Annotated in this window: 19 protein-coding genes; 13 read left to right on the forward strand and 6 right to left on the reverse strand. The window is 37.2% G+C overall.

All coding sequences use genetic code 11. From position 1 onward, the window contains the following. Positions 1-132 precede the first annotated feature (132 nt). Positions 133-1161 carry a bifunctional 3,4-dihydroxy-2-butanone 4-phosphate synthase/GTP cyclohydrolase II gene (locus IBX42_RS07655; RefSeq protein WP_294931204.1) on the forward strand — a complete coding sequence of 343 codons (1029 nt, stop codon included), beginning with the start codon at positions 133-135 and terminating at the stop codon, positions 1159-1161. Between the two features lie 10 nt (positions 1162-1171). Next, a complete protein-coding gene (locus tag IBX42_RS07660; RefSeq protein ID WP_294931209.1) occupies positions 1172-2134 on the forward strand; it encodes an FAD:protein FMN transferase in 963 nt (320 codons plus the stop codon). On the opposite strand, the gene IBX42_RS07665 is transcribed toward IBX42_RS07660, so the two are convergent. From IBX42_RS07665 to IBX42_RS07680, 4 genes are all read right to left on the reverse strand, one after another. Continuing rightward, positions 2099-2545 carry a hypothetical protein gene (locus IBX42_RS07665; protein WP_294931212.1) on the reverse strand — a complete coding sequence of 149 codons (447 nt, stop codon included), beginning with the start codon at positions 2543-2545 and terminating at the stop codon, positions 2099-2101. The genes IBX42_RS07660 and IBX42_RS07665 overlap by 36 nt on opposite strands. Next, positions 2529-3002: a hypothetical protein gene (locus tag IBX42_RS07670; RefSeq protein WP_294931215.1), complete on the reverse strand. Its 474-nt coding sequence runs from the start codon at positions 3000-3002 to the stop codon at positions 2529-2531. Before IBX42_RS07670 ends, IBX42_RS07665 begins: the two co-directional genes overlap by 17 nt. Beyond that, positions 3002-3529 (reverse strand): FMN-binding protein, encoded by a 528-nt coding sequence (locus IBX42_RS07675; protein WP_294931218.1) that lies wholly within the window; start codon positions 3527-3529, stop codon positions 3002-3004. The genes IBX42_RS07670 and IBX42_RS07675 overlap by 1 nt, the downstream gene beginning before the upstream one ends. Positions 3530-3747: 218 nt before the next feature. Then, the gene (locus IBX42_RS07680) at positions 3748-4983 is read right to left on the reverse strand and encodes a porin (RefSeq protein ID WP_294931221.1); all 1236 of its coding nucleotides are present in this window, start codon (positions 4981-4983) and stop codon (positions 3748-3750) included. Between the two features lie 170 nt (positions 4984-5153). Here IBX42_RS07680 and IBX42_RS07685 point away from each other — a divergent pair, with 170 nt between their 5' ends. From IBX42_RS07685 to IBX42_RS07710, 6 genes are read left to right on the forward strand one after another with little or no spacing between them, the layout of a single operon-like run. Then, complete coding sequence (locus IBX42_RS07685) at positions 5154-5873, forward strand: DUF695 domain-containing protein (RefSeq protein ID WP_294931224.1); 720 nt, start codon at positions 5154-5156, stop codon at positions 5871-5873. A gap of 6 nt (positions 5874-5879) precedes the next feature. After that, a complete protein-coding gene (locus IBX42_RS07690) occupies positions 5880-6491 on the forward strand; it encodes a 1-acyl-sn-glycerol-3-phosphate acyltransferase (RefSeq protein WP_294931227.1) in 612 nt (203 codons plus the stop codon). Continuing rightward, the gene (locus IBX42_RS07695; protein WP_294931230.1) at positions 6488-7672 is read left to right on the forward strand and encodes a saccharopine dehydrogenase family protein; all 1185 of its coding nucleotides are present in this window, start codon (positions 6488-6490) and stop codon (positions 7670-7672) included. The genes IBX42_RS07690 and IBX42_RS07695 overlap by 4 nt, the downstream gene beginning before the upstream one ends. 3 nt (positions 7673-7675) lie before the next feature. Then, the gene (locus IBX42_RS07700; RefSeq protein WP_294931233.1) at positions 7676-8527 is read left to right on the forward strand and encodes an HDOD domain-containing protein; all 852 of its coding nucleotides are present in this window, start codon (positions 7676-7678) and stop codon (positions 8525-8527) included. Positions 8528-8547: 20 nt separating this feature from the next. Then, complete coding sequence (gene nspC / locus IBX42_RS07705; protein WP_294931235.1) at positions 8548-9696, forward strand: carboxynorspermidine decarboxylase; 1149 nt, start codon at positions 8548-8550, stop codon at positions 9694-9696. A gap of 10 nt (positions 9697-9706) precedes the next feature. Next, complete coding sequence (locus tag IBX42_RS07710) at positions 9707-10261, forward strand: methyltransferase domain-containing protein (protein WP_294931238.1); 555 nt, start codon at positions 9707-9709, stop codon at positions 10259-10261. 42 nt (positions 10262-10303) lie between these two features. On the opposite strand, the gene IBX42_RS07715 is transcribed toward IBX42_RS07710, so the two are convergent. Beyond that, positions 10304-11896, reverse strand: a complete 1593-nt coding sequence (locus IBX42_RS07715; RefSeq protein ID WP_294931241.1) for a methyl-accepting chemotaxis protein — start codon at positions 11894-11896, stop codon at positions 10304-10306. 241 nt (positions 11897-12137) lie between these two features. Between IBX42_RS07715 and tpx the strand changes: the two genes are divergently transcribed. The 5 genes from tpx to IBX42_RS07740 all read left to right on the forward strand — a co-directional run bounded on the left by tpx (position 12138) and on the right by IBX42_RS07740 (position 16837). Next, on the forward strand, positions 12138-12719 hold the full coding sequence (gene tpx, locus IBX42_RS07720) for a thiol peroxidase (protein WP_294931244.1): 582 nt from the start codon (positions 12138-12140) through the stop codon (positions 12717-12719). Positions 12720-12804: 85 nt separating this feature from the next. Then, positions 12805-14496: a protein-disulfide reductase DsbD gene (gene dsbD / locus IBX42_RS07725; protein WP_294931258.1), complete on the forward strand. Its 1692-nt coding sequence runs from the start codon at positions 12805-12807 to the stop codon at positions 14494-14496. Between the two features lie 80 nt (positions 14497-14576). After that, the gene (locus tag IBX42_RS07730; RefSeq protein WP_294931247.1) at positions 14577-14951 is read left to right on the forward strand and encodes a hypothetical protein; all 375 of its coding nucleotides are present in this window, start codon (positions 14577-14579) and stop codon (positions 14949-14951) included. Continuing rightward, the gene (locus IBX42_RS07735) at positions 14951-15619 is read left to right on the forward strand and encodes a response regulator transcription factor (RefSeq protein ID WP_294931250.1); all 669 of its coding nucleotides are present in this window, start codon (positions 14951-14953) and stop codon (positions 15617-15619) included. Before IBX42_RS07730 ends, IBX42_RS07735 begins: the two co-directional genes overlap by 1 nt. A gap of 3 nt (positions 15620-15622) precedes the next feature. Then, the gene (locus IBX42_RS07740; RefSeq protein WP_294931252.1) at positions 15623-16837 is read left to right on the forward strand and encodes an ArsS family sensor histidine kinase; all 1215 of its coding nucleotides are present in this window, start codon (positions 15623-15625) and stop codon (positions 16835-16837) included. A 1-nt stretch (position 16838) separates the two neighbouring features. Here IBX42_RS07740 and recO read toward each other — a convergent pair whose 3' ends face one another. After that, positions 16839-17459: a recombination protein RecO gene (gene recO, locus IBX42_RS07745; RefSeq protein WP_294931255.1), complete on the reverse strand. Its 621-nt coding sequence runs from the start codon at positions 17457-17459 to the stop codon at positions 16839-16841. Between the last annotated feature and the right edge of the window lie 222 nt (positions 17460-17681).

The raw sequence follows: 17681 nt of genomic DNA on the forward strand, positions 1-17681 counted from the left end.
TTTCATGCTCCCTATAAAGCATTTTTTATTCCTTTGTATGAATCAGCCGTGGAGCCAAATTTATAAAAATGGTTTGAACTAAAATTAATCAACTTTTCAATACAATAACGACATTAAAAACAAAGAGTATAAATGACACCGACACAAAGAGTACTAGAAGCGATTGACGAGATTAAAAAGGGTCACATGGTCATCATGATTGATGATGAAGATAGAGAGAACGAGGGCGATTTGGTCTATGCATCCGCTTTTTCTACGCCTGATCATGTAAACTTTATGGTAACACATGCAAGAGGACTAGTCTGTGTTGCAATCAGCAAAAAGATTGCTACAAGACTTGAACTCAACCCGATGGTAAGCTCAAACACATCTTCGTACGAGACGGCATTTACAGTCTCAGTCGATGCGAAAAATGCGCTTACGGGAATCTCGGCAGGCGAGAGGGATGATACCATCAAAATTTTGGCAAACCCAATTAGCCATGCGGATGAGCTTGTAAAGCCGGGTCATATATTTCCTCTGATAGCAAAAGACGGTGGGACGCTTGTTAGAACGGGGCATACAGAAGGCTCTGTTGATCTATGCCGTCTGGCAGGACTTAGCGAATCGGCGGTTATTTGTGAAATAATCAAAGAAGACGGAACGATGGCTAGACGCGACGATTTGGACACATTCGGCGAAAAGCACAATCTAAAAACCGTTTTTATCTCCGACATTGTTGAGTACCGTTTTGCAAATGAGAGGCTTATAAATGAGCTTGATGTAGAGGATATAGAGTTTTTTGATACAAAAGTGAAGAAGTACACTTTTGTAGACCATGACAAGATAGAACATACGGCGATAGTGTTTCATAATGTAGCATCAGTTGCAAACGTAAGGGTTCACAATGTTATGCCCGATATTGAGCTTTTGTTAAATCAGAAAAAATATAGCAACCTTGTCTCTTCTATTGAGTATCTAAAACAAAACAGCGGTGTTTTGATCTTCATAAATAAACCCACACACCATGACAACGCTGCCATGAAAGAGTTTGGAATAGGCGCACAGATACTAAAATCGTTCGGTATCTCAAAGATGAATCTTCTTAGCTCCATGAAGGCGACCGAATTTGTAGGACTTGGCGGTTTTGGGTTAGAGATAAACGAGGTTATAGATATTTAGCAAGATATCTATGACTTCCTTGAAACTACTCTCTCTCTTTTTACTTCTCATCTCCTTTTTAGATGCTAAAACAGTCTCTAGAACTCAAGTCATTATGTCCACATTTGTCACTATCACCACGGATGAAAGAGATGCTGATTCTATAACAGACGGGTTTGAGATCATCAAAGAGGTGGAGATGTCGCTCTCATCTTACAACCCAGATGCAAAAATATACCAACTCAACAAAAACCGACATGTAAAACTCGACAGTTTGAGTCATGAAGCGCTTCTTTTGAGTAAAAAGTATTATCTACAAACAGATGGCTATTTTGACATTACTATTGGCTCAATAACAAAAGATTTATATAGATTCGGAGAAAATGAGCGCATTGCATCTTTAGATGAGTTAGCAGGTGCAAACGTAGACTTTAGCGCTCTTAGGTTTAATGAGAAAGAGGCTTTTTTAGAAGAGGGTGCAAAAGTAGATTTGGGCGGAATGGGCAAGGGTTTTGGTGTGGATAAGGCCGCGGAGTATTTTAGAAACAAAAATGTAAAGAGTGCCGTAATTGCTGCAAGCGGAGATATAAGATGCTTCTCTTCATGCAGAATTGAGGTGCAAGATCCACTCAAAGAGGATGATGTTTTGTTGTCATTTGAAACTATGGAAGATGACATGGGCATAACAACGAGTGGAAACTATAACAGATATGTCGTCTCAACCAAAAACAACCATCTAATTGATCCAAAAGCTAAAAAGCCGCAGAACCTATTTGTTTCTATAACGCTTGTTAGCCACCTTCTGAGCGGTGATTTGGATGCCTATGCAACTGCAGCGAGCGTTATGCCCCTAAAAAAAGCGTACCGATTTTTAGATAGTTTGGAAGTGGGTTATATAGTTTTGCAGAGTGATGAAAAGCTGGTTGTTAGTAAAAACATCTCTGAGTTTACAAAAAATTTACTCATAAGAGATGCTCTCAAAAAGCAGCCATGAGATATATAAGATAAGCGCCAAAAGAGCAAAAAACGAAAAAAGTTTTATATATGCAAAAAACTCCAATCCGTTAATGATGAAAAACGCAGAGAATATCTCAAGCAGAGCCACCCCAAAAGTTATGTAGATAAGCGTAAGCAGACTTTTTCTACCTCTTAGCTTGGTAAATACCAAAAAGTGCAAAAGAACCATCGTAAAAAGCCCAAATACAAAGATGTGGGGAAGCACTATCTTTAAAATTCCTCCTGCACTCTGAGCAGAGATAAACTTCTCTTCATTCCCTGCGTAGTACTCCAAAACAGCGCTGTAACTAAAGCCAATTTTGTGCTCAAAAAGCATAACGGCACTTGCTACTAGAAGCAGCGAAAATGCCAAGTAGTAGAGGATTGAGAGCTTATACGCTTTTTGCATTTAACTTCCAAAATGAGTAAACAATCATATATAGAGCCGCAAAATGCCAGATAAAATAGGCTATAAGATATATATTGACAAAAAAGCTTGAGAGATAAAAAGCCAAAGGGAGTGAAATGAGCGATAAGATGGCGCTTATCATAAGGGTGTTTGTAAGGATGGCTCTGCTTTTTTTTGCAACTCTGATAAAAATGGAGCTAAGGGTAAGCAGAATCATCATAATAAAAAAAATCTGCGTATGCCAAAACTCCAAAAATGATGCTTCATTCATTGGGTCAAGGTAGGTCTCTTCATTCCCAAAAAGCGCCCGATTTACAGCTTCTGGCGAGATGCCAAAGTTTGACTTCATAACAAAAACATCAGAGATAAGATACAGAAGTATAAAAAGAAGAAAGCCCCTTAAGATAAGACTCATTGCGCTATCTTTTTGGATGTTTTTTATAACGGTAAATTTCACTATTTGCCTTTTAAGATCTCATTGTAGAGAGCAAAAGCGACTCTTGAGCTCTCTACAAAGCTTTTCGCGCTAAGTGTCGCACCCGTAATGGTCGGAATGTCTTTTGAGAGAGAGAGCGGTGTTTCGGTATCAACATTTTCAAATTGAGACATCCACTTTTTTGAAGGCACATACTCCATGGGCTCGTTAAAAGCTATAACCTCTATGCCTTTTAAAACAGACTCAGTCGAGATCAGGTAAAGAACGACTCCGTTTTTAGAGCGAATTTTTCTGTTGATTAAAATTCCGTATCCAAGAGTTTTATCATCTTGTACGGCTTTAAAAACTTTAAAAATTTTAGTGCCAAGTTTTACCTGTGATGCTTCTTGAATCTTTTTTGCCTGGGCACCTGTTAGTAAAATGTTCTCTTCGCTTATTTTGCTTTTGGCTCCATAGTTTTGTTGCATGGCATCAACCGGAGAGATAAGCATTTTGGCACTTAGCGGAAGTGAGAAAAATATAAGTAGGTAAAGTAAAAGTTGTTTCATAAATAGGTGCTCCTGTTTTGTCGGATTGTATAAAATAAAATTTTTTTTGTCAATGAACTTTGTCAATAAGAGTGCTAAGCATCTTGAAATTCTCGAAAAACAAGTTTTTCGTAGCTTCTAGGTATGCTAACCAACGGCATACTCCATGACAAGGGGGTTGTAGGGACAGATGTCCCTGCCACTAAAACGGACGAGTTCGTTTCAGTATGTAACATAAGTTAAAAAATAAATCCCATAGAGAGGCTGAAGGTGTCAGAATCAACTCCGCCTTGGCTCTGCATTGCATAGTCAGCTTTTAGAACAACCTGCTCATGCGGAAAATAGTTTATACCAAATGTCGTTGTGTCGATAGAATCAAGTGAGCTTCCATCTGTTAGCCTATGAGCAGGATTAACACTCTCATATTGAACGAACAGAGGCAACTTGTCGCTTGATGAACTCATAGTTAAAAGATCATAGCTAAGGTTTAAGTAGCCTCCTTTTGCTTTTACTTGAGAGAGTACGCCTGCTAACTCAAATGCGTCTGAGCGTTTTGCTTCTGCGTATGTGCCGTATGCTCTAAATCCTTTTATCTTGTAATCTGCATGAATATCGAACATATTTATATTTGAGTCCATATAAGCCGAAGCACCAGCCAAAAGACCGTTAATGTCTGTATAGTCCAGCCTTGCTACAAAACCTAGTTTTGGGTCATTGTTCGTAAACGAGCCGCCACGCGCACTTCTTAACCAGCTTTCATCGCTGTCTATTGTCGGATTTAGTGCGGTAACTCCCGCAACTTTATACTCCAGCCCTTCAAAAACATCTCCATAAACCATTACGCCGCTCTCATGCCAAGTAGTCGGAATTATCCGTTGTGCCGTGTTTGGTCTTTGAACAGTCGTAAAAAGCGTCGGCTCATGTCTTTCATTGATAAGTCCCATCGGCATTAACATGTTACCGACTCTTATATTTGCATTTTCGTTGATTAGAAAGTCAAGATAGATAAACTCAACTATAACCTCTCCGCCCTTTGCAGTGCCGCCGTCATTCGCTACTCCGCCGTGTTCAAATTCAAGTTCAACATTTAAAAGAATATTGTCACTGAATTTATAGCCGATGTATGGAACAAATCTGTATACGTCAACCTTAGAGCTGTTGGAGCCGCTCTCTTTGTTTGTGTGTGAGTAGTACATCTCGCCGTAACCGCCGATACTTAAAGGCGATTTTGAGTAGTAAACTTTTGATGCCGCTGCACCGAGTCCGCTATGAGAAGCTTCATTGTCAACCGTTGTGTAGCCAAAACCCATTTGAAGATTGCTTGTCTCATCCGTTAAGGTTTTGGTCTGCTCTTTAAGCTCTGCTATCTCTTTTTTAAGCTCCGCTATATCCGAAGCAGTATCTGCTTGTAAGCCTCCTGAGAGCATAATTGCCGTAACTACGCTTAACCCTAATTTGTTCTTTAAAACTTTCATCTTCTTTCCTCTTAGTTGAATTTGATAAGCATTATCGTTTATCAATATTTAGAATTGTAGTTTAATTTTTCTTAAATGAACATTAAAATGATAATCATTATTGATGAACTAAGTCAATTTTTTTCGGATATGTTTGTTATAATAAATAAAAATTTACTAGAAGATGGCAGATGAGAGAGATATTTAGCAGAGTGGAAGATTCTGTGTTGGTCAATATAGAAGTAGAAGTCGATATAGAGGATTATAGAGATAATTATCCTTGGTTGTATAGTTTGTTTGTAAAACCAAACAATATTCAAGAAAATAGTTTGGGTTTTGAGCAGTTTTTGGAGCTCAAAGAGTCAATAATTATCTCTTTAGAGCATAAAAATATGGCAAAATATGTCGGGGCTAGGGTTTGTGATGGTTGGCATGAGTTCTACTTTTATGCAAAAGATTCAAAAAATCTTGAAGCGGTTTCTGCTGCAATGCTAAAAGAGAGCGGATATAAATATGAGAGCAATGTAGTTAAAGATGCAAAATGGGATTTTTACGATAAAAATCTTTTTCCTAGTGAACTTGAATTTCATGATATACAGAGCCACAAGATTATATTTTTGCTCCAAGAAGAGGGCGATGAACTCTCAATATCAAGGGATGTAGAGCACTATGTGTCGTTTGATACGGCTACTCAAAAAGAGAGATTCATCAACAATGCTTTGGCATACGGATTTGAGTTTAAAGATGACGTAAGCAGCGAAGAGTTTGAGCACGGAGTGGCGCTGGTAAAACAACATGCAGTGAGTGAAGAAGAGGTTAAAAAAGTTGTAGAGGAACTCTACGGGCTTATTAAAACGGAGCATGGCTATTACGAGGGTTGGAGCACTGTTCTGGTGCAAAAGGACGATTAGTCACTCGTGAAAAAGGCACTTTTTAAAAACTACTTTATCATGGCTGCTTGGAAACTCTTTGAGATTTTTTTTAAAATCAGGTATAGATTTCACTATATCGGGCTGGAAAATATCCCAAAAGAGAGAGCCGTTATGCTTTTGGGCAACCATGTAAGCTGGATAGATTGGTTCATCCTTCAGTTGCCTGTAAAGAGAAGAATCAACTATGTCATAGATAAAGACATTTATAAATGGAGGCTCTTTAACTGGGCTTTTAGGATGGCTGAGCTTATTCCTGTTTCAAAAAAAGCGTCAAAAGATTCTTTTATTGAAACCTCAAAGAGATTAAAAAATGGTAGAATAATAGCAATATTTCCAGAGGGTGAAATATCTAAAAGTGCTAATATTGCAAAATTTTATAGAGGCTATCAATACATAGATAGAGGTGATGCGGTTATCGTGCCGTTTCATATAGATGGAGTTTTCGGAAGTCTTTTTGCAAGGCACAAAGGTGATGCAAAAAGGTGTTTTTTAAAAAAGCGGGAAATTACGGTTCGCTTCGGAGAGGCGATTGCAGAGGATATTAAAGCAGATCAGCTTAGAGAGAGGGTTATAAAATTGAAAAGGATGAGGATTTGAAAACAACATTAATAATTGGTGCAGGTGGAGTTAGCCGTGTAGTTGTATATAAATGTGTACAAAATGCGGATGTTTTTGGGAAAATCGTACTAGCTAGTAGAACATTAAAGAGATGTCAAGATATAAAAGATGAACTACCAAATGCAGATATTGAGGTTGCAACGGTTGATGCAGACTCTGCGGAAGAAGTTATAAAACTTATAAACTCATGCAAGCCGAGTATTGTGATAAACGTGGCTCTGCCATACCAAGATTTGGCTATTATGGATGCTTGTATTGCTACAAAAACACCATACCTTGATACTGCAAACTATGAACATCCAGATGAAGCGAAGTTTGAGTACAAGCTCCAGTGGGAAAGAGATGCAAAGTTTAAAGAAGCCGGCATAATGGGGCTTTTAGGAAGCGGTTTTGACCCAGGGGCAACGAACGTATTTTGTGCATACGCTCAAAAACACTATTTTGATGAGATTCACACTATAGATATACTTGATTGTAATGCAGGTAATCACGGTTACGCATTTGCAACAAATTTTAACCCTGAAATCAACCTAAGAGAAGTCAGTGCAAACGGGCGTTATTGGGAGAACGGAAAGTGGATTGAGACGAAGCCTTTAGAAATTATGCAGGTTTGGAATTATCCTGAAGTAGGACCAAAAGAGAGCTACCTGCTTTACCACGAAGAGATGGAGTCGCTTGTAAAGCATATTAAAGGCTTGAAGAGAATAAGATTTTTTATGACATTCGGACAGAGCTATATAAAACATATGGAAGTGCTTCAAAATGTAGGTATGCTGGGTATTGAGCCGGTTGAGCATAAAGGCATGATGATAACTCCGATTGAGTTCTTAAAAACTCTGCTTCCCGACCCTGCATCTTTGGGCTCTCGCACAAAAGGCAAAACGAACATTGGTATCGTTGCTGAGGGTATTAAAGACGGTAAAAAGAGAAAGATATATATCTATCAGGTAAAAGAGCATGAAGAGTGCTTTCGTGAGACAAACTCTCAAGGGGTATCCTACACAACCGGTGTTCCTGCCATGATAGGAGCAAAACTTATGCTTCAAGGTATCTGGAGCGGAGTCGGAGTATTTAACATGGAACAGATGGATCCAGATCCGTTTATGCAAGAGATGAACACGCAAGGTCTGCCTTGGCAGATAAAAGAGCTAGAAGCGTAAATAATGACCTTTAAGCATATAATATCAGATATAGAGTCGTTACCGCCGCTCTCAAACACGCCGTTTGTGATACAGCAGATATACAGCTGCGGCTCGCAAAATATCGATATTATAAGACTTGTTAGGGTTATAGAGGATGATGCTGCGCTTGCCGCAAACATTTTAAAGATGATAAATGCACCGATATACGGTTTTTCAAGAAAGATTGCTTCCATCTCTCAGGCTGTGACTCTTTTTGGAACAGATGAGATTTACGGTTTGGTTTTGAAATATGCACTCGACAAAGAGTTAAAAACTGATACTGATATTTATGGTGTTGACAATAAAAGATTTAATGATGTTTGCCAGCTTCAAAGCACTCTTATGATGCAGTGGTACTCCAGAGTTGATCTTAGACATGCTCAGTTTATGTCCCCTTTGGCTCTTATTATGGAGACGGGAAAACTGGTCTTGGCAAACGAGGTCTTAAAAAGCCACTATGCAAAGAAGTTTGAAATAGGCTACAAAAATGCAAAAAGTGTCATAGAGTATGAGTATAGTGTGCTTGGAACTACGACTTACTACCTTAGCGCACTTCTTTTTGAGCACTGGATGCTTGAGCCTCTCTATGTTGAGATACTAAAAGGGCTGGATTTTGAGACAGCCGCAAATCCTAAAGTAAAATCATATATAGATTCACTCGATGTTATCAGAACTGCCGTAAACCCAAGAAATATTTTGACAAAAGAGTCAATAAAAGAGGCTTGTGTGATAGTTGAAGAGATGGGGCTCGATGCAGATGATTTTGAGCATATAGCATCAAGAGTTAAAGAGAAATATAACCAAATTCTAATAAATAGAATGAGAAAAAAATAGTAAAAAGCGTGGAAAATATTATGCAAAATTCAGATGAGTTAAATACCCCTTATTACATGTGCGACGAGTCTTTGCTTCGCGCAAATCTTGAAGTTTTAAACCGTGTTCAAAGAGAGAGCGGAGCGAAGGTTATTTTAGCGCTTAAAGGCTTTGCTATGTGGAGCACATTTCCTCTGGTAAAACAGTATCTCAAAGGGTGCACTGCAAGCGGTCTACACGAAGCGCTTTTAGCCAGAGAAGAGTTTGCAAAGCATGATGAAACTCTTGAAGTCCATACATACTCGCCTGCATATAAAGATAAGGATATCGAAGATATTGCGCGTATATCCGACCACATTGTCTTTAACTCGCCAAATCAGCTCTTTAAATATTACGATAGAGTCAAAGAGATAGACTCAGAGATTAGCCTCTCTTTGCGAATAAATCCTGAGCACTCCTCCTCTCCAAAAGATATTTACAACCCATGTGGACTCTACAGCCGACTAGGTACGACGCTTGTAAATTTTGACGAGAGAGTTTTGGAATATATTGAGGGACTCAATTTTCATGCTCTGTGTGAGCAGGATGTTGATGCACTAGCGGATGTTTTAGAGGCTTTTGAAGCAAAATTTTCAAAGTACTTTAAAGGGCTGAAGTATATTAACTTCGGCGGCGGTCATCATATAACCAAAGAGGGATATGATGTAGATAAGCTGATTCGCATCATAAGAGAGTTTAGGGCGAAATACGGTGTCGACGTCTATCTGGAGCCGGGCGAAGCGGTCGGATGGCAAACAGGAGTGCTTGTTAGCACTGTTTTGGACATTGTTCATAACGGTATGGATATAGCTATTTTGGACACATCTGCAGAGGCTCATATGCCGGACACTCTTGCGATGCCGTATCGTGCAATGGTTCGCGGCAGCGGTGAAGCCGGAGAGAAGCCTTACACTTACCGTTTCGGAGGAAATACCTGTTTAGCAGGAGACATTATGGGGGATTACTCTTTTGATGAGCCGCTTCAAGTAGGCGACAGAGTGATATTTGAAGACCAGATTCACTACACATTTGTAAAAAACACTACTTTTAACGGCATTAAGTTACCTTCATTGGTTATACTAAGAGAAGATAAAACTCTAGAGTTAATTAAAGAGTTTGGATATCAAGACTATAAAAATAGATTATCTTAAGGGGAATTATATGCAAGAAGATAAACAGAGATGGAATGAGAGATATTTGGAAAATCCAATGCCGCAGAGTGTTTCTCCACTGCTAGAGAAATATATAGGACATGCAAAGGTCGGACAGGCTATAGATGTTGCATGCGGTACGGGTAGAAATACGCACTTTTTAGCCGATTTGGGCTTTTTGGTTGATGCGGTGGATATTTCGGATTATGCGCTTGAGAAAGTAAAAAAAAGTTCTACTATCAAAAAGATAGATACGGATTTGGATAAATACAATCTAACTCCAAATAGATATGATTTAATCGTTAATGTAAACTACTTAAACCGCCGCTTGGCTTCTCAGATGAAAGAGGCACTTAAGAGCGGTGGAGTTTTAGTTTTTGAGACCTTTATAGTTGCGCATGGAGATTTTAATCTTCCGACAACAAACCTAGACTATCTTCTGCGCAAAAATGAGCTTCTGCACTCTTTTATAGGGCTCGATGTTATCTATTATGAAGAGAGAGTAGATATAAATCTAAGAGGCGAGAAGATTAAAGTTGCATCTTTGGTGGCTAAAAAAGCTTAATAAAGTTCTTGCAGTTTTGCAAGAAGTCTATTGCCTTGCAAATTAGCTTTTAAATTCGTTAATACGAGAATCTAGTGAATGAGCCACTTCAAGCAGATTCTTGGAATCGTTTTCAATGCTTATGACCTTTTCTTTGTTTGAAGATGAGTGAGCGTTTATTTGGGCAATTTGACTTATTATCTCATCCGTATGTTTTACAATTGTTTGTGAATCCTCAACTGATTTAACGGCAACTTCTATGGAGTGTTGCATCTCCAATGATGTATCATTAACTTTTTGCTCAACATCTTTTGAAATGTTAGTAAGTCTCTGCATACCTTTTGCATTTTCGTTCATTTTGTCGCTTACGTCGTTTATAGATTGAACGATAGTGCTAACGCTTATCTCTATCTCCGTAAGTGATTTTTGGGTACGTTCTGCCAGTTTTCTCACTTCATCCGCTACTACGGCAAAGCCGCGTCCATGTTCGCCTGCACGCGCTGCTTCTATGGCAGCATTGAGAGCTAAAAGGTTAGTCTGTTCTGCTATATCTTTTATAACAGAGAGAACACTTTTTACTTGATCTGCATCTTGTTTTAGGTGCATTAATCGGTCTGATAAATCATGCTCTATCTCAATAAATGCCTCAACCTCGTTTACCAATTCATCCAATGCCTCTTTTGATGAGTCAAGATTTGCGTTTGCATGGGAAACTCTCTGCTGTGTCTCTTTTGCCATCTCAATAGACTGGTCAAGAATCTCTTTTATAGATTTGCTTTTATGCGTAGTCTCAGAGACGATTATGCTCTCCTCTTCAATACTTTTGTAGATGAAAGATGATGCTTTGGTAATTGTGTTTGCGATGGATACATTTTTGCTTCCAAGAGATTTTACATCATTGATTGTGTTTTGTATAGAGCTTACAAAATCATTTACCGCATATGCAGATTGTGCAAACTCATTTTCACGTACAACCTCAATTCGTTTTGTTAAATCTTTATCGCCATCTACGAGTGCTCTTATTCGTGAGCGAAGTTCATCCAAGGGAGCAATCACTTCTTTTGAGAAGAAAATGCTAATAATGACAACAAAAGCAGTGAAAGCAATAACAAGTGTAATGAGCAAGACCATTTTTGTATCACTGATTTCTTTATCATTTGCATTTAAAGAGACAACAAGATTCATGACACCAAGAATGTCTCCCTCTTTTGCATTGTAGTGACATGAGATACAGCTTTGATCGGCTATCATGGGGTTGAGAAGTTGTATTGTGTGGTTATTATTTTGGTTTTGTTCAATCGTTTTAGATTCTTTGCTTGCAAAAACATCTCTAATCATTGGGCTTGTCGTAAAGGCTTCGCCATCTTTTTTGTAGATTTCTAAAACTAGTTCTGATTTTGAAACATCCAGTGACTCAATGCCCTGAATTTTTCTTGCTTTATCTAGTGTATCTTGAACAACTTGGGCATCACCTGCCAACATACTTTGCGTAACTGTTTGAAAGATTGATTGACTTAGCATAGCTAGGGACTGTTTTGCTGTTTTATTGGAAAAATTATTAAAAGTGTAGGAGATATAAGCATACATAGAACCAATTGCAAGAGTAGCGAAAAATAAAATTGTGATAATAATTCGAGATTTAACTGATAGTAACATTTGCACATCCATTTATTATAAAATTGTCAAAATAGTAGCAAAAGAAACTTTTGATAAAGCTTTAAACTACTTCTTAGAGGATATGCTATGCCGATAGAGAATCTTTCATATTTTCTAATAACCGAGATGGCGGCTGTATATAAAATTTAAAAAATCATAATATTTTATTATAGTTTAATGGCCTAAGTGTTTAAAATTTGTTATAATCCGATACTTTTTTTATGCAAAGGGGCGTAGATATATGAAAAAAATAGTTGCAATATTTGCTTTTGTGGTGTTTTCAACACTCTCTATTATGGCTGCTGAAGCTACTATTAACTATAACGGTGAGGTAGTTAAGGTTAAAGGAAATTTTCCTATAGTAGGTGCTAAGGCACCCGTTGCTCGTGTTACTGAACCTAATTTTTCAATAAAAACAATTGGCGGGAAAAGCGATGCGGTTCAGGTTATTGCTACGGTGCCCTCAATTGACACTCCCATATGCTCTGCTCAGTCAAAAAGATTTGATGATGAGATAAAGCAATTTGATGGAGTTGATATGACAGTTGTTTCAATGGATCTTCCTTATGCGGATGACCGTTTTTGCAAAGGGCAGGGTATTAAAAACATCTCCATTGCTTCTGATTTTGCCTACAGAGAGGTTGGAGAGAATTACGGCGTAATAGTAACCGACGGTAAGCTCAAAGGTCTACTGGTTAGAGCAGTTTTTGTTATCGGAAAAAATGGAAGAGTTGTTTACCAAGAGATAGTTCCAAATGTCGGTGATGAACCGGACTATAAAAAAATCATGCAAGCTATCGAAACGGCAACCTCACATAAATAAGAACAAATAGAGAGTTTAACAAGGATAGTAAATTTTTAAGAAATACATTTTACACTTTGTTATAACTGCAATATTTTTACCTATTATTGCTTTTTGTAGCAGCAGTGACTCCGCATCAATAAATATTACTCAAAATAAAAATAGTTTCGATTTAACGATTTTGCTTGAAGATAAGAGCTATATACTCGAGGAGAGCCTTAATATTGCCGTTACAGGCGATGAAGTGGCAATAAGCAGCATATTTTATCCAGATTCTACAAGGTATAAAGAGCAGGATGTTTTTTTTGATGATGTAAACATTAGAGCAAATCTTGAGGGAAATAGCGATAAAGAGTTTAAGATTGTACTCAGCTATCAAATCTGCTCTGAAGAGTGTTCAGAACTAAAAACATTCCAAAAAGAGTATCGGCTTTTTAAAGAAGAGGCTCCTATGGATAAAAATTCTCTCTCATCTTTAGAGCAAAAAGATATTATAAGCGAGCAGGACGCTATTGCGAATATGCTGCAAAACAGCGGTGCTATCTTGACATTGGCGACATTCTTCGGCTTTGGACTGCTTCTTGCCTTTACTCCATGTATGCTTCCAGTAATACCGATACTCTCGGCAGTGATTATCTCAAAAAAAGAGAGCATAAGTATAAAGCAGGGCTTTCTTATCTCTCTTACTTACGTTGTTTCAATGTCTGTTGTCTATGCTCTTGCAGGTGTTTTGGCAGCATCGCTTGGAAGTAATATACAGGCATTTTTTCAGCAGACGTGGATTATAGTAACGGTTAGTTCTCTCTTTTTCTTGCTGAGTTTGGCGATGTTTGGTACATTTACAGTTCAAATGCCCAAAAAAATACAGTCATTTCTTAACAATAGAGCGCTTGTTGGCAGAGATAAGTCATACTACAGCATAGTTGTTTTAGGAGTGTTGTCTGCACTGATTGTAGGTCCATGTGTTGCACCGCCGCTTGCGGGCGCTCTTATATATATAGGACAGAGCGGAAATGAGCTCTTAGGCGGTCTGTCTCTCTTTTTTATGAGCTTTGGAATGGGAGTGCCGCTTCTTATGCTCGGTGCGGGTGCAGGTAAATTTTTGCCAAAACCGGGTGTTTGGATGGAGGAGGTAAAACTGTTTTTCGGTTTTACGATGATAGCGTTCTCAATCTGGCTCCTCTCTAGAATACTTGAGCCTCAAACCATACTTCTGCTATGGGGGGTGCAACTTGTTGCTGTGGCTATATTTATGAATCCGTTTGACAATATTAAGAGTGTAGATATAAGCAGAATGCAGCAGCTCAAAAAACTGCTCTCTATGCTAGCCCTCATTTACGGAGTGGTTCTTATTGTCGGAGCAATCGGCGGTGCTAAAAGCATTAAATCTCCGCTTGAACCTTTCGTATCATCAAAGAGGGTGCTCTCAACTGCCTCGGAGGTGACATTTAAAACAATAAACGCAAAAGAGTTAAGCAGTGTCCTGCAACAAGCATCCAAACCGATTATGGTCTACTTTAGCGCAAAATGGTGTGAAAACTGCGAAGAGCTTGATGCAGACGTCCTCAGCAGAGCAGATGTTGCGCTAGAAGTTGAAGAGTTTGAGAGGATAAAAGTAGACGTATCTGAAAATACGGATTTTGATATTGCGATGCTTAAAAAATACTCCCTCTTTGGACCTCCCGGTATTATCTTTTTTGACATGGATAAACAAGAGCTAAAAAATTATCGTCTATCAGGCTATAAAGAGAAGGATTTGTTTATTGAGCATATTCGTAAAGTTAAAAGAGTTTTATAACTAAACTGCAATCAAACAAGGTATATCAAATAATAAAAATATTAAAATAGTGTGTTTATATTTAAATTAGGATTTGAAAATTGAAGTACATAATTATTTTAATATTATTTTTCACTACTCTGCTATTGGCAGATCATAAAGTCCAGCATATCAATAAAGAGCTATCTCACCTTAACTTATCAAAAGAACAAAGTTTTGTAGTAAAAGAGATTCTATATGAGTTTAGAACTCAGCTAAAAGAGTTTAAAAAATTTAAAGATGAAACAGAGCTGAAGAAAAAAGATATATTTTTGAAAGAGCACCTTAATATCGATGACATAGAGAGTCTCGATAGCAAATTAGATGCTAAATCCAGAGAGATTGAAAAAAACTTTCTTATGAAAATACATGCTGTTTTGAGTAGAGAGCAGAAGATGGATTTTGTAAATTATTTTGATGATTGGGAAGTAAAGTAATGCACAATATCATGCTTATAGAAGATGATTTAGATATGCAAACGTTAATTTGTGACTATTTGGAGAATTATGATTTTCATGTAGAGGCTTTTACCCAGCCAAAAGAGGCGCTTGCTCATCTGGAAAAAAAGAGTGACAACTACTCTCTTGTTGTTCTTGACTTAATGCTGCCTCAAATGGATGGTTTTGACGTATGTAAAAAAATCAGACAAATATTGGCAATCCCTATTATTATCTCATCAGCAAGAGGCGAGATAGGCGACAAAATATTGGGATTTGACTTGGGTGCTGATGATTATTTGGCAAAACCTTATGAGCCTAGAGAACTTGTCCTTAGAATAAATGCAATTTTAAGAAGAGGAACAAGCAAGAACAAAACTATAGGCAATTTTGAGATAGATGAAGATAAACATGAGATAAAGATAGAGGGATTGACGCTGGATCTAACCAAGATTGAGTATGACATCTTGCATCTTTTTTTATTAAATATTACCAAGGTTTTATCTAGGGAGTCTATATCAAATGCGATAAGCGGAATTGAGTACAACTCTAAAGACAGAACAATAGATATGCATATAAGCAATATAAGACAGAAGCTTGGTGATGATTCAAAAGATCCTCAATACATAAAGTCTATATGGGGCATAGGCTATAAATTTATAGGATAATAGATGTCAATTTTTTATAAAGTTATTATATTTTTTCTAATCACCTTCTCTTTAATGTTTTTTGTCTCAATTGAGATAAATAAACTCACCAAAGACACAATTGAAACATTGCTAAGAGATAAGTACATACATGTCTCAGGAGAGCTTTTTAAATATCTCTCCAATAGTGACCAAAAAAGTTTAGATGAAAGATTAAAAGAGCTAAAATTTGAAATTATTGAAGATGAGAAGAGTTACATTGAGAAGTCACATATTTTACATGAGTATAATACGGAGTTCTCAAGCGTAAAAATATTAAAAGATAAAGAGAGCAGATATCTTCTTTATATGCAATATTTAGATGATGACATATTGGTCATTGATCTCTCCCAAGATAATAATTTTGAGAAAAAAGAGTTCTTAAACTATATGATTGTGGCAGATATTTTTATCTTGATACTGCTATGTCTAATAATTTTAAAAATGGTATATCCGCTAAAAGATATATCAAAGATTATTAGGAAGTTTGGAGAGGGAGAGTACTGTTTAAGGATTAAAACCGGATGTAAAGATGAGATAGGGGAGGTTGCCAAGACATTTAACTCTATGGCGTCAAATATTCAAGATCTTATAACATCTAGACAGAGACTGCTTCGCGATATAGGGCATGAGCTGAAAACTCCAATCTCTAAATCTAAGATAGCGCTAGACATGATAGAGGATAATAAATATAAAAGAATTTTAAATAAGGCACTTTTTCAAATTGATGAGATGATAAACGAGCTTTTATGTCTTGAAAAACTTAATGCAAATCAAAATAAATTAAAGATTGAAACATTTAGCTCAGACACTCTTGTGGGAGAAGCACTCTCTAAACTTTTTATAGAAGATGAAAATCTTGTGGATATTACAATAGAGTCAAGCTTTCAAATCAAAGGAGACCTGAATTACCTCTCAATCGCTCTGAAAAACTTAATAGATAATGCGCTCAAATACGGAACCCAAAAACCGGTATATGTGCTTGTCAAGGATACAAATATATCTGTAAAGAGCAGAGGTGAAGCTTTAGACAAGCCACTAGAATACTATTGTGAAGCCTTTACTCAGGGGGACAATTCAAGAAATCAGTCAGGATATGGATTGGGACTTAGCTTGGTTAGAAGAATCGTGGATAAGCATGGTTTCGAACTTCTGTATTATCATGATGGGAAGTTTAATGTTTTTGAACTGGTTGTTTAACTTACAATCCTTCAAGTAAAATATACCAGAGTCTCTCTATCTCTGCATCGTCTAAAAATAGCGTTGATTTGTTCTCGAACAATTCAATGAGTGCATCTTTTTTTATGCCAAAAGTATGCGTACAGCTTTTATGAGTAGGTAAAAATGCACGAATCAGAGAGATTTCATCTCCAACTATCGGCGCGGCACATATAAAACACTCCAGCTCTTTATGCAGCCTTCCTTCATGTTCGAGTAGTCTTATGTATGACTCTATAGCTACTCTTTTTGGATTTTGCCTGCTCCAGTTTATAGAAGCATTTTCTAGAAGTTCAAAATAGAACTCATCAAGCTCATCGGCATCTTTGAGATGTTTATAAAAGAGTGTGCAGAAATCTTGCCATACTCGTAAGAGTTTATAATCATTTATCCACTTAAATCCTATATGTATGACATCTTTAAGTCTATAGATTGTCGATTTGGAGGAGCTCTCTTTTTCATAGTCTATTTTGAAGCCAAGATTGATAACCCCATGCCTTGCTCCATAAAACCTATAAAGAGTATCTAAGCTCTCTGCTGATAAGATAGTGACTATTAAATCTTCATCTTTAACTCTGTTGAGATTTAGAATAAATCCTTGCATTATTTCGCTTCTTTTTTACACATATTTTATTTTCAGTAGAAAAATCATCTTGTTATTATATTTTTTTAAACCTTTAAAATGTATAATGCAACTCTTATCTCTAAATAGAGCAAGTTTGTTTAAAAAGAGATTAAATTTATAAAATTCGTTAAAGAATTACAGAATTTAGGAGTTAATATGGTTGAGCATCATGATTTATTGAGATCATTTAAAGATAATTGT

It is taken from the genome of Sulfurimonas sp., assembly GCF_014859695.1.
GTDB lineage: Bacteria > Campylobacterota > Campylobacteria > Campylobacterales > Sulfurimonadaceae > Sulfurimonas.